This window comes from Methanosphaerula palustris E1-9c, from assembly GCF_000021965.1.
GTDB lineage: Archaea > Halobacteriota > Methanomicrobia > Methanomicrobiales > Methanospirillaceae > Methanosphaerula > Methanosphaerula palustris.
In genome coordinates, this window is sequence record NC_011832.1 from 507,603 (window position 1) to 521,941 (window position 14,339).

Consider the following 14,339-nt stretch of genomic DNA (forward strand, 5'->3'; position numbering starts at 1 on the left):
ATCCCGAGCATCTTCTCTGATTGAAGATCTACACGCAGAACCTTTATATTTGAATATCCTTCAATACCCGATCAAAGGATGGTGAGTATCATGCAGATTGAAGTTGTGGATGGCAGAGATAAGGGGAACGTAATGCTCTATGCTCTCAGTACCTGCGGATGGTGTGCGAAGACCAAGGAACTGTTGAAGTCGCTCGGTGTGAAGTATTCATATCTGTATGTCGACAAGGTTGGTCCTGATGAGCAGGAACAGGTGGTCAAGGAGATCGAGCGGTTCAATCCTCACCTCTCGTTTCCAACGCTGGTGATCGGGAACGATCATGTGATCGTGGGTTTCCGAGAAGACGAGATCAGGAAGGAACTGGCATGACCGCAGAGAGGACACCGGTTGCCGATGAGGACGCCGTTGCCCTGTTTGAGCGGCTGAACCGGGAAGCTGGGCAGGCCGGGTACCATATGAATCCGGATATGGAGTTCGTGCTCGGTCTGATGAGAGGATTGCTGACCAACAAGGAGCGGTATGGATACATGGCCTGTCCCTGTCGTCTGGCCAGTGGGGTTCGGGAGAAGGATCTGGACATTATCTGTCCCTGTGACTATCGTGACCCGGATCTTGCAGAGTTTGGTGGATGTTACTGTGCGCTCTATGTCTCGAACGCGGTGCTGCAGGGGCGCCAGCATCTTGAATCTATCCCGGAACGTCGACCCCCCGCAGATGAGCGGGAGGTGAAGGAGGTTGGGCAGCATGCTCCCCCGCTCGGTGAGGTGCTACCATTTCCTGTCTACCGCTGTCCTGTCTGCGGCTATCTCTGCGCGATGAACACCCCTCCGTTAGTCTGCCCGATCTGTAAGGCAGACCGGGACCGGTTTGTTCGGTTCTTCTGAAGTAACTCTTTTTTTATTCAAACAGGCCTGTGCAGTCGCCCTATCAAATGTCTGATATAGCAAGATGTGCCATGATCTGCTATGGATCAACAATTACATATCGAGATCATCGGGTTGAAGAACGCGTCCTGTTCACCATTTCCCTGCGATGATGAACGGACCTGCGGACTGACAGCCTGCCATCCCTCTGGAAAACTGCTCCCTGCGGTGGATGCGCTGCGCCAGGCGGTTGAGAATGAGTACGGTGAAAAAGTCACTCTCTCGCTGGTGTTGATCGACGATCAGGTTCCTGATTATGTGGGTACAATTCTCAGGGACCAGTACCCGCCGATTCCGTTCGTGCTGATCGACAGGGAACTGGTTCCGATGGGACGGATATCGCTTGAGCAGATAAAAAAGGAGATCGATCGTCGGCTCGCTTAAGTGACTGGCGAGAGGGTGCCCGACCCGAGGTCGAAGTAGAGGCCGTGGAGCCTGATCTTCTCATCCCGTTCTGCCTTTTTTACCAGGGGATAATTCCGCAGGTGCTTGAGCTGCAGGCGGACATTTTCTTTGGCGATTTCATCCAGTCTGGCCACCTTCTCCTCGGGTGTCGATGCCGGGGGAAGTCTCTCATCGACCCGCTCTTTTGCCTCGATTGCATTGCCCAGCCAGAACGGGACATATGCATCGTCTGTTTCCTTGTCGAGCCCTTTGATGGCTCCGCAATCCGAGTGACCGCAGATTACAATATCTTTCACCTTCAGGTGCTTGATCGCGTACTCAAGTACCGTCGCAAAGTTCCATCCACTGATCGGAACGATGTTCCCGATGTTCCGGTGGACAAAGATCTCACCTGCGCGGGCGGCCGTGATCCGTTCCGGGTCGACCCGTGAGTCTGAACATCCTATCCAGAGTACTTTTGGACTCTGCCCTTTCGAGAGTCCTTTGTAGTATTCCCTATTCTCGATAAAGTCTGTCTCCAAAAAGCGCTTGTTTCCTTCGAATAAATAGTCTATCATGATCGTCACCTGCCAGGCATCTGCTGTCAAAAATCCAAATAATGTAATCGACCGGATCTTCTCGCATCTTTGTTTCAAGCAGAATCAGAACCAAATTCAGGGTCGATTCCCTGAAATATTCGATGGATTTGACACCGTCGACTCGTCAGGATCAGACGATGATCATAGCTGTCTATGGCTGGTCCGGAACGGAATGTCCAACACGATGCACTGGAGAATTTTATCTTCAGTATGGTAATTAAAAAATGTTGTGGAAGGATTTCACCGCTGAACAGCGCCGTGATCTGCCTGTCCGACTGTGGCAGCATACCTGGCCAGCACCCCGGAGAGGAACTGTTCTGACGGTTGCCATGACTTCCGCCGATCCGAAAGGGTGGCGTCGTCGACCAGCAGGTCTATGGACCTTGCATTGAGATCGATCCTGATCAGATCTCCGTCTTTCACCAGTGCGATCGGCCCGCCGATCGCTGCTTCAGGGGCAACGTGCCCAATGCAGGGACCACGGGTACCGCCGGAGAACCGTCCGTCCGTGACCAGAGCGACGCGGGTGTACCCGAGCCCCATCAGGGCGGAGGTCGGCGAGAGCATCTCCGGCATCCCGGGCCCGCCCTTCGGCCCCTCATACCGAATCACGATCACGTCTCCCTCCTGCACCTGCCGGCTGAGGATCGCATCCATGGCGGCCTGCTCACCGTCGAAGACCCTGGCCGGTCCCTGGTGGGTCCACATATCCTCGTTGACGGCTGAACACTTCACGACAGCAGAGTCTGGGGCGAGGCTCCCGCGAAGGATCTTTAGCCCGCCGGCGGCATGTACCGGGTGCTCAATCGTTCCGATCACCTTCCCGTCCGTGACGACGCCCCTGGCCGCGATCTGGAGCACGTTCTGCCCGGATACGGTGGGTCCGTCTTCGAGCAGACTGATCAGTCGCTGCTCGACGGCAGGGATCCCGCCGGCATGGTGAAGCTGTTGCATCGAGTATGGCCCGCCGGGCTGCATGGCACCGATATGGGGGACCTGTTCTGCAATAGCAGTGAACTGATCGATATCAAAGGGAAGCCCGGCTTCTTCTGCGATGGCCATCAGGTGGAGGACGGTGTTGGTCGAACCGCCGAGGGCCATGTCGACCCTGATCGCGTTTCTGATCGCTGGAGCTGTGATGATCGCCCGCGGCGTCACCTGCTCCTTCACGAGCCCGACCACCCGTTCACCGGTTTTGCGGGCAATCCTGAGTTTTGCTGCGTCCACCGCTGGGATGGCTGCACACCCGGGGAGCGACATCCCGAGCGACTCGGTGATGCAGGCCATCGTGTTGGCGGTGTAGAGCCCCTGGCAAGAGCCGCATCCGGGCATCGCTGTGCATTCGAGAGTGTGCAGTTCCTCTTCAGTGATCGTGCCTGCCGCGACCTTCCCAACCCCTTCGAAGACATCGGTCAGGGAGAGGTCTTTGCCATTGCTGCACCCGGAGAGCATAGGTCCGCCGGTTAGCACGATCGTCGGGATGTTGCACCGTGCCGCCGCCATCAGCATCCCTGGGACGATCTTGTCACAGGTGCCGATGCAGACCAGCCCGTCGAGTCGGTGCGCCTCGGCCATCAGTTCGATCGAGTCGGCGACCGTCTCCCGCGAGGGGAGCGAGTACCGCATCCCGGAATGACCCATCGCGATCCCGTCACAGATCCCGATCACCCCGAACTCGAAGGGCACCCCTCCGGCTGCGCAGATCCCTCCCTTGACCTTCTCGGCCAGGGTCCGAAGGTGCAGGTGGCCCGGCACGATCGTGTTCCACGCGTTCGCGATCCCGATGAATGGCAGGTTCATCTCTTCGTCGGTCACCCCCAGCGCTCGAAGCAGCGAGCGGTTGGGTGCCCGCTGATATCCGGCTTTGACCTCGTCACTTCTCATAACAGTCTATCCTCCGTTGATGCATAGAGTTCTTCCTGTTCGCAGCCCATTCAATCGTCAAATGTCACCTCGCCAGTCTCTCCGTTCACTGTGGCCGAGCGGTGCTCTTTGAGTTCTTCAAACGGAATATCGAGCCGGTCGACCATTGGGATACCGCTGATGATCGCTCCGACCACGATGATCGGTTCCGCCTCCTGGTTGATGATCGCGGCTGGGGCCTTGTGGTTCCGTGCGAGTGCATAGAGAATGTAGGACCCTACCGTCGACCCCTTGCCGTGGGGGAAGGCGAAGATCGTCCCTTCGATCGACCGCCCCTGCAAGGGGTGCCCCTGTTCAATGATCACTCCCGTCACCGGGTCCACTCCAGAGAGAAAGGATATCGGGGCTTCACTGACCAGTAATTCCCCGGATCCTGACCCTTTTGCTATTCCTCTTCCCTGCATGGTCACATCCATACCTAATAAATGTTTGAAAATTACATTATACTATTGATATGGACGATACCATTATCAATAGCGTTAATGCAGGCAGTGAACTCAATTATCAGATTGAGCTTCAGCAGATAGAGGCTCAGTTCCTCGAGCTGAAGATGAGGTTCGACACTCTCCAGAAAGAGAACGCTCATCTCAAGAAGGAGAACAATCAGCTGAAGCGTATGCCACTCTTTGTGGCTGTGGTCGTGGACATGCTCGGGGATGGTGTGATCTATCTCCGGCAGCAGGGGAATAATCAGGAGTACCTGACCCATATTGACGAGGATCTGTATCGTACCTTAAAACCAGGAACCAAAGTCGCAGTGAACAACTCTCTCTCTGTAGTCAGGGTCGTCGGCAACATCTTTGATGCACGGATCAGGGTGATGGAACTGGACTCCTCGCCTGATGTCTCCTTCGACCAGATCGGCGGACTTGCAGAGCAGATCGAGGAGGTGCGAGAGGCCGTCGAGTACCCGTTGACCAGGCCTGAAATATTCCTGCAGGTGGGTGTCGAACCGCCGAAGGGGATCCTGCTCCATGGTTCGCCAGGAACCGGCAAGACCCTGATCGCAAAGGCGGTCGCCCATGAAGCGAAGGCCACCTTCATCCGGATGTCCGGGAGCGAACTGGTTCACAAGTTCATCGGTGAAGGCGCCCAACTGGTCAGGGAACTCTTCACGCTCGCTCGTGAGAGGGCTCCCTCGATCATCTTCATCGATGAGATCGACGCGGTCGGTTCGATCAGGACCAACGACGGGACCTCGGGAAGTGCCGAGGTGCAGCGGACCATGATGCAGTTGCTGGCAGAGATGGATGGGTTCAACAACAGGGGAGATGTCCGGATCATGGCTGCGACGAACCGGGTGGACATGCTCGACCCGGCTCTGTTACGCCCCGGGCGGTTCGACCGGGTGATCGAGATACCGCTGCCGGACAAGGGCTCGCGTCGGTCGATCCTCTCGATTCATTCCAGGAATATGACACTCTCCAACGTTGATATCGACCTGCTCGCGGAGATGACCGAGACCTTCACCGGTGCGGAGCTGCAGTCCGTCTGCAGGGAGGCTGGAATGATGGCAGTTAGAAAGAAAGCTTCAGCCATCGAACAGCAGGACTTCATCGCTGCGATCAGAAAGATCAGGACAGATCCCGCCACCGACGAGCGCATGTTCACCTGATATGGACGTCCTCTTCCTGGGGAGGGAGGGGATCCCCCTCTACCAGACTCTTTTAGCGTCAGAGACTGCACGTGCTGCGCTCCGTTTTTATCATCCTGTTGAAGTGCCGTATGGGGTGATCGTCAGAATGGCCTCGCTCGGGTCTGCCCTCTCCCTGGTCTCGGAACTCCGATGGTATATGCGCCGGTATGTTCGGACTGTTCTCTTTGAGATTGGCTCGGAGATCTACTGTACCCTTGCGCTGGCCACTGAGGTCTACTATGGCCGGCAGATCCGGCTTCACTCCCCCTGGCCCTATCGCTTCCTGTATGTGATCAAAGACAGGGCCTTCGCCGGGGTGGTGCCCCTGGACCCGGAGAGCGATCCGGAACACTGCCGGATCGATGACCGCGATGCCGACCGGGTGTACGAGGTCTGGCGTTCTGAATCCGAGGAGCCGACCGTCGACGAGCGATCAGCAGAGCATACATTATCCGACGATGATACAGTATAGATGAGGCTGGAATGAGCGACAAGGAGTATGTGGTCGGGGTCACCGGTGCCAGCGGGATCATCTATGCACGACGACTGCTGGAGGTGCTCTGTTTGGATGCCAGGGTGCACCTGATCATCTCCGAACAGGCCCGTGCGATCGCTGTACACGAAGGGGTTTCACTCGATGGGTTCGATGCGATCTACGTGGACCCTCACCTCCTCTCAGCGGATATCGCGAGCGGCTCGTGCAGGATCGACGGGATGGCAGTGGTCCCGTGCAGTATGAAGACCCTGGCTGGCATCTCCCAGGGATATAGCGACACGCTGATCGGGAGGGCTGCAGATGTCTGTCTGAAGGAGCGGCGCCGATGCGTCCTCCTCCTTCGTGAGATGCCGCTCGGCCGGGTCCATCTGAAGAATATGCTCGCCGCCGATGAGGCTGGGGCTGTGGTGATGGTCGCGAGCCCTGCCTTCTACCATCGGCCGGAGACGATCGACGATCTGGTCGACATGGTTGTGGCCAGGGTGCTCGATCATCTGGGGGTCGAGCACACGCTTGGACCACACTGGAGGGGATATGATGCGTGAATTTATTGAAAAGATGCGAGCTGCAGGGCGTCTGACCGAGGTCAGCAGTCCCTGCTCCACAGAGTACGAGGCCCCGAAGCGGGCTGCAGCGACCGATGATCTGGTCCTCTTCGAGGATCTCGACGGGATGCGGGGGGTGATGAACCTGGTTGCGACCCGTTCGGCCCTGGCTCTGGCCCTCGATATAAGGGAGGAGTCGCTGGTGTCGATGCTGGCTGGATGCCGGTTTGACGGTGAGGTGGCGGTGGATGGGAAGGTGACCACCGGCCACCCCGACCTCTCAAGGATCCCGATTATGAAGCACTATCCTCTGGACGCAGGACGATACCTCACATCAGCGATCGTCTTCTCCCGGTATGGCGGGGTTCAGAACGGTTCGATCCATCGGATGCAAATGCTGGATAAGACCCATCTCGCGGCCCGGCTGGTCGAAGGACGGCATACGTATAACCTGCATAAGGCGGCGCTGGCCGATGGAGAAAACCTGCCGGTGGCCATCACCATCGGGACACATCCGGCTGTCACGTTCGCCTCCTGTACGCGGGTCCCGGAGGGGAAGGAACTCGCCTATGCCGCCGAACTGCGGGGCGGAATGCTCCCGGTTCGAGAGTGCAGTAACGGGGTGCTCGTCCCCGACGCAGAGATCGTACTTGAGGGATACATCGGGGCCGAGACCGCAGAGGAGGGGCCGTTCGTCGATATCACCGGAACCTATGACCCGATCAGGATCCAGCCGGTGATCACGATCACCGGGATGCAGATGAAGCGGGACCCAATCTACCATGGGATCCTGCCAGGTGGTGCCGAGCACAAGATGCTGATGGGCGCTCCGTACGAGCCGAAGATCTATACGGCGGTGAGCGGGGTCACCGGCGTTAAAAATGTGGTACTGACCAGCGGTGGGTGCGGGTACCTCCACGCGGTTGTTCAGATCAAAAAGCGGACGCAGGGAGACGCGAAGAATGCCATCATGGCCGCGTTTGCTGCTCATACTTCGTTGAAGCATGTGGTCGTCGTCGACGAGGACATCGATCCGACCTCGCTCACCGAGGTGGAGTATGCGATCGCGACGCGGGTACGAGGCGACGAGGACTTGATGGTGATCACTGGCGTCCGCGGTTCGTCCCTGGACCCCTGCCGGCTGGCGGATGGGACCAATGTGAAGGTCGGGGTCGACGCGACGATGGTGATGGGACGTGAGGACGAGTTTGTCCGGGCACGGTGGGATTGACGATGTTTCTTGATACAGACGATGAGAAGATCCTGGCAGGCGAGTACGGCGAGACCAGGCAGAGGATGATGGAGCTCCTTGTCGCGCTCGGCAAGGTCTTTGACGCAGAGAAGATGATCCCGATCAGTAGTGCACAGGTCAGTGGGGCTTCGTACAAGACGATCGGCGACTGGGGGCTCGAATGGCTGCAGGGTCTCGATGCCCGGGTCTCGGTGCCGGCGGTGTTGAACCCGGTCGGCATGGCACGCGACCGGTGGCAGGAGATGGGAATCAGCAGCGAATTTGCTGACAAGCAGAATCAGATCATTTCGGCATTTCAACGGCTTGGGGTAAAATTGGAATGCACCTGCACCCCCTATTATCTGAATATGGTTCAGTATGGGGATCACCTGGCCTGGTCAGAGTCATCGGCGGTCAGTTATGCGAACTCGGTGATCGGTGCCAGGACCAACCGCGAGGGCGGTCCTGGGGCCTTGGCCGCTGCCTTGGTTGGGAAGACGCCGTACTATGGCCTTCATATCGTGGCCAATCGGAGGCCAGAAGTGGTGATTCAAGTCGCTGATGCGCCTAAGACTCAGGACACCGCCTGGTACGGGGCGCTCGGTCACCTGGTCGGGCCGCTCGTCGGGACCAGGATCCCCCTCTTCACGGGGATCAGACCGTCCCGTGATCAATTGAAGGCGCTCGGCGCAGGGATGGCAGCTACCGGGGCGGTGGCTCTGTACCATGTCGATGAAATCACCCCTGAGACCAGGGTCTTCCACTTCGATACCACCACCCTCGAAGCGATCCCTGTCGAGCCGGCATCGGTGGATGCGGTCTTCTCCAGCCAGGAGGTGGACGCTGTGGCGGTCGGGTGTCCGCACTGCTCCCCGGACGAGCTGACCCGGATCGCCGGGTTGCTCAAAGGAAAGCATACAAAGAAACCATTCATCGTCTTTGCGGCGAAGGGTGTGATCAGTGCAGAGCAGGAGTCGGTGGCCTTGATTGAGAAGAGTGGAGCAAAAGTCTATGCAGATACGTGTATGGTCGTCTCGCCAGCCCTCGAGCGTTTCAACAGTCTGATGGTGAACAGTGGAAAGGCCCTCGCCTATGTCCCGAACCTCTGTGGTGGGACTGCTCACCTCGCTACCCTCGAGGAGTGCGTGGCCGAGGCCACCCGCTGATTCCAGGGCGCGAACCCATTTATTTCTGGTAAAACAATCAAGCAAAGGACTATAACGAACGAACCGGGGAAACCGATGACCGCTCTGATTGACATCCCCCTGATCGGTCTGCCGCTGACGCGTCTGCTGATCGGGCTCTCTGGAGGAGTTGAGATCCGCCGGATGCAGAGGCGAAAGAACAGAAAAGGTCTGATCGTAGCACTCAGTTCAGATGATCCTGCGATCCGGTATCTGGCAGTCGACGCGCTCGGTGGCCTGCATGACCCGGCCGCGATCCCCAGTCTGGTCCGATGCCTGACCGGGGAGGGAGGCAGGGATATCCGTTGGAAGGCTGCGGAAGCGCTTGGGAACATTGGTCCGGCTGCAGTGAAGCCGCTGGTCGGGGCCCTCTCCAGTGCTGATGAGGACGTCCGGTGGATGGCTGCCCTGGCCCTCGGTGCCACCCGGGATGATAGGGCGATAGGTCCGCTGATAGCCCTCTTTTCTGATCCAGATCGGTTTGTCAGAGGCCGGGCCACGGTAGCGCTGGGTATGATCGGTTCTGCTACAGTGCCTGCGCTGACCTCCGCACTCACTGATCCCGATCCAGATCTCCGCTGGGGTGCTGGGGTGACCTTTGGCATCATCCGGGATCCATCCACCCTTCCTCTACTGATCCATGCTCTCGGCGACCCCGTGGATCAGGTCCGGGCTGAAATCCTGGCTGCCGTCGCCGGATTCGGAGCAGAAGCGGCTGAGTCGCTCAGGATTCAGACCGATAGCGGAAAGCCGGCCCGTGATGCCGATATCCACCGTCTCCTTACATCTATCGAGGGAAATCGTCTCGGGTAGGTATAAATGAGTCTGCCTGCCATGGTATCTGTGTACGGCACCTATGGCTACGAGGCCACCATAGGGACAGACCAGATCAACCTTTCGATCAGCCGGCGTTCGGGGATGGTCGAGTACAGTCGGAACTGTGCGGGAGCGACGGTGAAGAAGCATGTAGCTTCATTGGATGGTCGGATCATCATAAACCCGATCGAGCCGGTGAACCTTCCGGAGGAGGTGACCCGTTATCTGGAGGTGCAGTTCGAACCGCTTCTTCTCGAGCCTTCAAGCCATCAGACAGTGTACCTGACCTTCCCGGTTGAGATCGGGGTCTTCATCGCTGCACAGGAGGATGTGCATCTGGTCGATATATTCTCGCTGAACCAGCCCAGGTATTCGCTGTATGGCCAGCCGGACTGGGGTTATATCACCCGATGGCATCGGAGTGTTCTGTACCATGAGATCCCGATAACCGATCCGCTCCGGGAAGGAGTGCTCGCCCTGGAGATCAAGAACGACGCCAGCACCTGGGTGGAGGTGAATAGGGCGGTCTTTGACAGTGTCGGGATGAAGATCTATTACAACTCGTTCGTCGCGATGTGGGCCGAGATGCGGATCATCAACAGCACCGTCGCAGAGACCAACTTCTTTGACAGTCCGCTCGTTCGTGGTATGACCCGGTCACTGGAACATTACACGATCATGAAGATCCCTGGTCTCCATAGGGAGGAGTTTTTGATGGATGCGGGGCTGAACTGATGTTGGAGATCCCGCTGTACAACAATATCACGGTTGGAGATCTGATCATCGTCGTCACCGCGGTATTGGCGGCCTATCTCATCGGCAGGGTGTTGACGATCTCCCTCAAGAAAGCGCTGCTCGATAAAATTCCCAAGGGCACCCTGAACCTGTTCTTGAAGGTCATGAACATCATGCTTGTGGTCTTTGCCTTTCTTCTGGTCCTCCCGACGAGCATGAAGGTCGATCTGACCGGTCTTGTCGTTGCCGGCGGTCTCGCCGGGGTGATCCTCGGGTTTGCCAGTCAGAGCGTGGTTGCGAACCTGGTCTCTGGTATCTTTCTGATCTTTGAACGTCCGATCACGATCGGGGATAACATCCACCTTGCTGATATATCCGGAACAGTCGAGGATATCCGACTCTTCTCTACCATTGTCCAGACGTATGAGGGGATATATGTCAGAATCCCGAACGAGAAGGTCTTCACCTCGAACATCACCAACTACGTGAAGAACCCTGCCCGCAGGTTCGAGTATGAAGTGGGAATCCGATATAAGGATGATGCCGCTGCTGCGGTCAGGATCATCAGGGAGGTCATAGCGTCACATCCGTTTGCTCTGATCTCTCCGGAACCCTCGGTCTATGTCGATTCCCTGGCAGACAGTTCCGTGAAGATCGTGATACGGATCTGGTCTCCGTCGACGGTCTGGTGGACAGTCAGGACTGATCTCCTCTGGAAGATAAAACTGGCCCTTGAGGCCAGCGGGATTGAAATGCCGTTTCCCCAACAGACAATCTGGTTTGAGAATGGTACGAGAGGTTCAAACGTCGGTCAGGATGGGCAGTTTGATATGCAGGAGCATCTCAAAAAGATGCATAATGAGTGATAATGAAGAGGTAGAGTCGCAGATCACCAGGATTCGGCAAGGGGGTCTCGAGGAACGGAGGGCTGCAGTTCGGGAACTGGTGGTAATGAGTGAGCGGGCAGTAGGGCCGCTTATCGCTGCCCTGCTTGCAGAATCAAACCCCGATCCCCGGTGGTATATGGCCGGAGCTCTGGGCAGGATCGGATCGCCGGGTGTGGCCCCGCTCCTGGCGGCGATGAGAGAGAATACCGATCATGATTTCCGCAGATATGCGGCGGCTGCACTTGGGGAAGTGCGTGGATCAGCGATCCTGCCGCTTATCGAGGCTCTGCAGGATCCGGATCGAGAGATCCGACAGTTTGCTGCACTTGCCCTCTGCAGGATTGGAGATCCCGCGGTTGGCCCCCTTAAACAGGCCTGTGCAGAGGGCGGTGACGTTGAGGCAAGGGCACGGCAGGTGCTTTGGAAACTTGGGGATGCAGGGCTTGCGGCATTGATCGAACGTTCGAACAGCCAGGACATGTGATTATACCTGGGTCCGGCGCTTCAGATCCACCTGTTCATGGAGTATCCTGACGATTGCAGGGTTTAATATTACGTCGGGGTCAGGAACCATCAGATAGACCGGAAAGAAGCCGAAGAGATCCTGGGACGTGGTCTTGTAGACCTTAGAAGATATGTAGGCGTCCCTGATATCAGAGAAATCTCTGGCAAACGAGTTGACTGCATCGATCTGTCCCTTCTCCAGTTTTGAGCGGTACACGATGAGGGGGATATCGACGAAGTTATTCAGCACTTCTGTCTTTCGATCCTTGAGGTTGATGATCATCCGCCTGCTGTGGGCTCCCTGTGAAAAACGGACCAGTAGAATCTGGCTGATCATAACCATCAGTACGGGAATGACCCCCAGCCCTTTGATCGCCGCTTTGGCATCGAGGACCGCGTTGAGCGTAAAACCCGGCAACATCATTGCGGCTATGGTCACGATGATCACCAGCGTGGCCAGGGTTCCTATCGAGAGGATGACCGTCCAGAGCGGCTGCATCCTGGTATGGATCCGCTGATAGATGTCAGTCCTGATATCGAGGAGTGAATCGAGGAAATCTGCCGAGTAGGGCTTCAGGTACCAGATCCCAAGATAAAATATGATGATTGCGATGGACTGGAAGGTCACCAGGTCTGTGATCGGTCCGAGGCCATAGGTCAGGGTAAAGATAATATTCACACAGTAGACCAACGAGAAGCCGATGGCCAGCGGCTGACTGTTGATGAAGAATGCATTCCAGAGAATTTTTCCGAGTGTCCATTTATTTTTGTAGAGTTCGATCTGCCGGAGTGTCGCCAGGTAATCTCTGGTTCCCTTTCTCCTCCGGGGTCCTATTGACTGAGTCGATGGGATCAGCATGATGAACGGGTTCACTGCATACAACAGAAAACTTGCTGTGATCCAGTCGATCATGTAATTATCCAGCACAAAGAAGAGGAGGATGTTCAGTAACAACAGATCGATAACCAGTAGCCGGCTGATGTTCAGGTTCTCATCGGATTTTAGGAGTGCTGTTCGCTCAGCCCGCTCGTAATGGATCTCATCTTCTGTCTGGTGTATCAGGCGGTTGATATGCTCTTTGATCCCTGTGAGTTCCGCAGGTTCCATATCCGTACCCCCAATGTATTGATTTAATGATCTTTTCCACGTATGGGCGAACCGGATATTCACAGAGCCTCTTTGACCTCTGCTCGTATCTGCTTCACTCTAATGGGTGAAGCAGATGTTTGATAAAACCCGGTATCAATCATCAATTAGGTTTTCACTTCTATTAGGGGTATTGGTGGAAACCGTACAAAAAATGTTATCTTAAAAAAGGATGATTTTGTCAATGGATGACGATCATCCGAGCTCGTCCCACCTGTTCCTGCGCTGGTAGAGGACAACCCCACCGACGACCAGCCCTATGGCCACTACGACCAAGATGTAGTAGATGATCCCGAGTCCGCCGCCGTCACTCTCGGTGCTGGTGTTGTTGAGGGTTTTTGTGGTTCCGGTTCCGTTCCTGAGTGCCAAGGCATCATTGTAGGCTCCGAGGGCTTTCGTTGCAGATTCGTTCGCCTTAATCCGTGCCTGGTTATAGTTGCCTGCTGTCAGACTCTCGTTTGCTGCGGTATAGGCCTGATCTGCATTCTCCCGCTGGATTGTGATCGCGGCTACCCGGGCGTCATTGGTCATGTCCGGATTGCTCTTGAAGTAGGTGATCAGTTGATCGACATTGGCGAGCGAGTTCTTGGCCTGATCGATCTCGCTCTGAGCCCAGGACTTGTCCAGGCTCGTCTCAGCATCAGCGATGGCTTTCTGGGCAGTGTCAAGATTCGCCTGGGTGGCGGTGAAGTTCGTTCCATTGCTGCTTTTGATATTCTGTTCAGCCAGTTTGTACTTGGCTTCAGCCTCATCGGTGCCGACTCCGGCTGCTGCTCTTTGATCGATATCAGCCCGGAGGGTCTTCAGGTCGCTCTGTGCCTGCTGGACGTTCTTTACCAGGTCATCGGGGTTGACGACCTTACTGGTCAGGGTGAACTCTCCGTTATCCCGGACTTTGGTCGTCGCGTCAAGCCACTGGAGCCTGAGAACCGTGAGGTTCTGCGTTGCGTTGGTCTGCGGGACAACACCTTCAACTGTGATCAGCAACTTCACCGACTGGCTTGAGGGGTAATCCAGGTCGAACCCGTTGATCTTCAGGTACTTGCCTGACGCATCGGGTTTGGGGTTATCAGCACCATTGATGGTGATCGAGTACTGCCACTTGGCTTTGTCCAATTCAGTGAATCCCTGGAACGTATCGGTTGACGGGAACGTGGTTCCAGTAAGTGTTGAGAAGTCGACCACCGCATGGGCGGTCACGGCGGTTCCTGCTGCGAGATCCCCCGAGGGGGTCACCTCGCTCGACTCCATCTTGAATGCCGCTCCTGCCTGTACTATGCAGCAGAGGAGAAACAGTATGATGATCCCTTTGATTGCGTATTTCATTAT

At 56.4% G+C, this 14,339-nt stretch carries 17 protein-coding genes; 12 read left to right on the plus strand and 5 right to left on the minus strand.

Annotated elements, in window-relative coordinates:
• Nucleotides 1-90 precede the first annotated feature (90 nt).
• The 3 genes from MPAL_RS02535 to MPAL_RS02545 all read left to right on the plus strand — a co-directional run bounded on the left by MPAL_RS02535 (nt 91) and on the right by MPAL_RS02545 (nt 1,307).
• The gene (locus MPAL_RS02535; protein ID WP_012617193.1) at nt 91-369 is read left to right on the plus strand and encodes a glutaredoxin family protein; all 279 of its coding nucleotides are present in this window, start codon (nt 91-93) and stop codon (nt 367-369) included.
• The gene (locus MPAL_RS02540) at nt 366-884 is read left to right on the plus strand and encodes a ferredoxin-thioredoxin reductase catalytic domain-containing protein (protein WP_012617194.1); all 519 of its coding nucleotides are present in this window, start codon (nt 366-368) and stop codon (nt 882-884) included. The genes MPAL_RS02535 and MPAL_RS02540 overlap by 4 nt, the downstream gene beginning before the upstream one ends.
• An 81-nt stretch (nt 885-965) precedes the next feature.
• Nucleotides 966-1,307 carry a hypothetical protein gene (locus tag MPAL_RS02545; RefSeq protein WP_012617195.1) on the plus strand — a complete coding sequence of 114 codons (342 nt, stop codon included), beginning with the start codon at nt 966-968 and terminating at the stop codon, nt 1,305-1,307.
• Here the strand turns inward: MPAL_RS02545 and MPAL_RS02550 are convergent.
• The 3 genes from MPAL_RS02550 to MPAL_RS02560 all read right to left on the minus strand — a co-directional run bounded on the left by MPAL_RS02550 (nt 1,304) and on the right by MPAL_RS02560 (nt 4,245).
• A complete protein-coding gene (locus MPAL_RS02550; RefSeq protein WP_012617196.1) occupies nt 1,304-1,885 on the minus strand; it encodes a carbonic anhydrase in 582 nt (193 codons plus the stop codon). The genes MPAL_RS02545 and MPAL_RS02550 overlap by 4 nt on opposite strands.
• Before the next feature lie 261 nt (nt 1,886-2,146).
• Entirely contained in the window at nt 2,147-3,790 is a 1,644-nt protein-coding gene (gene ilvD, locus MPAL_RS02555; RefSeq protein ID WP_012617197.1) for a dihydroxy-acid dehydratase, read from the minus strand.
• Between the two features lie 50 nt (nt 3,791-3,840).
• Nucleotides 3,841-4,245 (minus strand): DUF126 domain-containing protein, encoded by a 405-nt coding sequence (locus tag MPAL_RS02560; RefSeq protein WP_236610414.1) that lies wholly within the window; start codon nt 4,243-4,245, stop codon nt 3,841-3,843.
• A gap of 38 nt (nt 4,246-4,283) precedes the next feature.
• Between MPAL_RS02560 and MPAL_RS02565 the strand changes: the two genes are divergently transcribed.
• The 9 genes from MPAL_RS02565 (at nt 4,284) to MPAL_RS02605 (ending at nt 11,843) form a co-directional block, all read left to right on the plus strand.
• Nucleotides 4,284-5,444: a proteasome-activating nucleotidase gene (locus MPAL_RS02565; protein WP_012617199.1), complete on the plus strand. Its 1,161-nt coding sequence runs from the start codon at nt 4,284-4,286 to the stop codon at nt 5,442-5,444.
• A 1-nt stretch (nt 5,445) separates the two neighbouring features.
• Nucleotides 5,446-5,937: a DUF5804 family protein gene (locus tag MPAL_RS02570; RefSeq protein ID WP_012617200.1), complete on the plus strand. Its 492-nt coding sequence runs from the start codon at nt 5,446-5,448 to the stop codon at nt 5,935-5,937.
• 11 nt (nt 5,938-5,948) lie between these two features.
• On the plus strand, nt 5,949-6,506 hold the full coding sequence (locus MPAL_RS02575; RefSeq protein ID WP_012617201.1) for a UbiX family flavin prenyltransferase: 558 nt from the start codon (nt 5,949-5,951) through the stop codon (nt 6,504-6,506).
• Nucleotides 6,499-7,737, plus strand: coding sequence for a UbiD family decarboxylase (locus tag MPAL_RS02580; protein ID WP_012617202.1), 1,239 nt, complete (start codon nt 6,499-6,501; stop codon nt 7,735-7,737). Before MPAL_RS02575 ends, MPAL_RS02580 begins: the two co-directional genes overlap by 8 nt.
• Nucleotides 7,738-7,739: 2 nt before the next feature.
• Nucleotides 7,740-8,903 (plus strand): aconitase X, encoded by a 1,164-nt coding sequence (locus tag MPAL_RS02585; RefSeq protein WP_012617203.1) that lies wholly within the window; start codon nt 7,740-7,742, stop codon nt 8,901-8,903.
• 75 nt (nt 8,904-8,978) lie between these two features.
• Nucleotides 8,979-9,734: a HEAT repeat domain-containing protein gene (locus tag MPAL_RS02590; protein WP_012617204.1), complete on the plus strand. Its 756-nt coding sequence runs from the start codon at nt 8,979-8,981 to the stop codon at nt 9,732-9,734.
• 21 nt (nt 9,735-9,755) lie between these two features.
• The gene (locus tag MPAL_RS02595; protein WP_158303608.1) at nt 9,756-10,472 is read left to right on the plus strand and encodes a DUF432 domain-containing protein; all 717 of its coding nucleotides are present in this window, start codon (nt 9,756-9,758) and stop codon (nt 10,470-10,472) included.
• Complete coding sequence (locus MPAL_RS02600; protein WP_012617206.1) at nt 10,472-11,338, plus strand: mechanosensitive ion channel family protein; 867 nt, start codon at nt 10,472-10,474, stop codon at nt 11,336-11,338. Before MPAL_RS02595 ends, MPAL_RS02600 begins: the two co-directional genes overlap by 1 nt.
• On the plus strand, nt 11,331-11,843 hold the full coding sequence (locus tag MPAL_RS02605; protein ID WP_012617207.1) for a HEAT repeat domain-containing protein: 513 nt from the start codon (nt 11,331-11,333) through the stop codon (nt 11,841-11,843). Before MPAL_RS02600 ends, MPAL_RS02605 begins: the two co-directional genes overlap by 8 nt.
• On the opposite strand, the gene MPAL_RS02610 is transcribed toward MPAL_RS02605, so the two are convergent.
• Together MPAL_RS02610 and MPAL_RS02615 are read right to left on the minus strand one after the other, a co-directional pair.
• Complete coding sequence (locus MPAL_RS02610) at nt 11,844-12,971, minus strand: hypothetical protein (protein WP_012617208.1); 1,128 nt, start codon at nt 12,969-12,971, stop codon at nt 11,844-11,846.
• Nucleotides 12,972-13,205: 234 nt separating this feature from the next.
• Nucleotides 13,206-14,336, minus strand: coding sequence for a hypothetical protein (locus MPAL_RS02615; protein WP_012617209.1), 1,131 nt, complete (start codon nt 14,334-14,336; stop codon nt 13,206-13,208).
• Nucleotides 14,337-14,339: the final 3 nt, after the last annotated feature.

What these genes read in the sequence shown, in the direction of transcription:
- MPAL_RS02575 (WP_012617201.1), top strand. Translation starts at nt 5,949, where the DNA reads ATGAGCGACAAGGAGTATGTGGTCGGGGTCACCGGTGCCAGCGGGATC.
- MPAL_RS02570 (WP_012617200.1), top strand. Translation starts at nt 5,446, where the DNA reads ATGGACGTCCTCTTCCTGGGGAGGGAGGGGATCCCCCTCTACCAGACT.
- MPAL_RS02610 (WP_012617208.1), bottom strand. Translation starts at nt 12,971, where the DNA reads ATGGAACCTGCGGAACTCACAGGGATCAAAGAGCATATCAACCGCCTG.
- MPAL_RS02535 (WP_012617193.1), top strand. Translation starts at nt 91, where the DNA reads ATGCAGATTGAAGTTGTGGATGGCAGAGATAAGGGGAACGTAATGCTC.
- MPAL_RS02540 (WP_012617194.1), top strand. Translation starts at nt 366, where the DNA reads ATGACCGCAGAGAGGACACCGGTTGCCGATGAGGACGCCGTTGCCCTG.
- ilvD (WP_012617197.1), bottom strand. Translation starts at nt 3,790, where the DNA reads ATGAGAAGTGACGAGGTCAAAGCCGGATATCAGCGGGCACCCAACCGC.
- MPAL_RS02590 (WP_012617204.1), top strand. Translation starts at nt 8,979, where the DNA reads ATGACCGCTCTGATTGACATCCCCCTGATCGGTCTGCCGCTGACGCGT.
- MPAL_RS02615 (WP_012617209.1), bottom strand. Translation starts at nt 14,336, where the DNA reads ATGAAATACGCAATCAAAGGGATCATCATACTGTTTCTCCTCTGCTGC.
- MPAL_RS02580 (WP_012617202.1), top strand. Translation starts at nt 6,499, where the DNA reads ATGCGTGAATTTATTGAAAAGATGCGAGCTGCAGGGCGTCTGACCGAG.
- MPAL_RS02585 (WP_012617203.1), top strand. Translation starts at nt 7,740, where the DNA reads ATGTTTCTTGATACAGACGATGAGAAGATCCTGGCAGGCGAGTACGGC.
- MPAL_RS02595 (WP_158303608.1), top strand. Translation starts at nt 9,756, where the DNA reads ATGGTATCTGTGTACGGCACCTATGGCTACGAGGCCACCATAGGGACA.
- MPAL_RS02565 (WP_012617199.1), top strand. Translation starts at nt 4,284, where the DNA reads ATGGACGATACCATTATCAATAGCGTTAATGCAGGCAGTGAACTCAAT.
- MPAL_RS02550 (WP_012617196.1), bottom strand. Translation starts at nt 1,885, where the DNA reads ATGATAGACTATTTATTCGAAGGAAACAAGCGCTTTTTGGAGACAGAC.
- MPAL_RS02600 (WP_012617206.1), top strand. Translation starts at nt 10,472, where the DNA reads ATGTTGGAGATCCCGCTGTACAACAATATCACGGTTGGAGATCTGATC.
- MPAL_RS02545 (WP_012617195.1), top strand. Translation starts at nt 966, where the DNA reads ATGGATCAACAATTACATATCGAGATCATCGGGTTGAAGAACGCGTCC.
- MPAL_RS02605 (WP_012617207.1), top strand. Translation starts at nt 11,331, where the DNA reads ATGAGTGATAATGAAGAGGTAGAGTCGCAGATCACCAGGATTCGGCAA.
- MPAL_RS02560 (WP_236610414.1), bottom strand. Translation starts at nt 4,245, where the DNA reads ATGGATGTGACCATGCAGGGAAGAGGAATAGCAAAAGGGTCAGGATCC.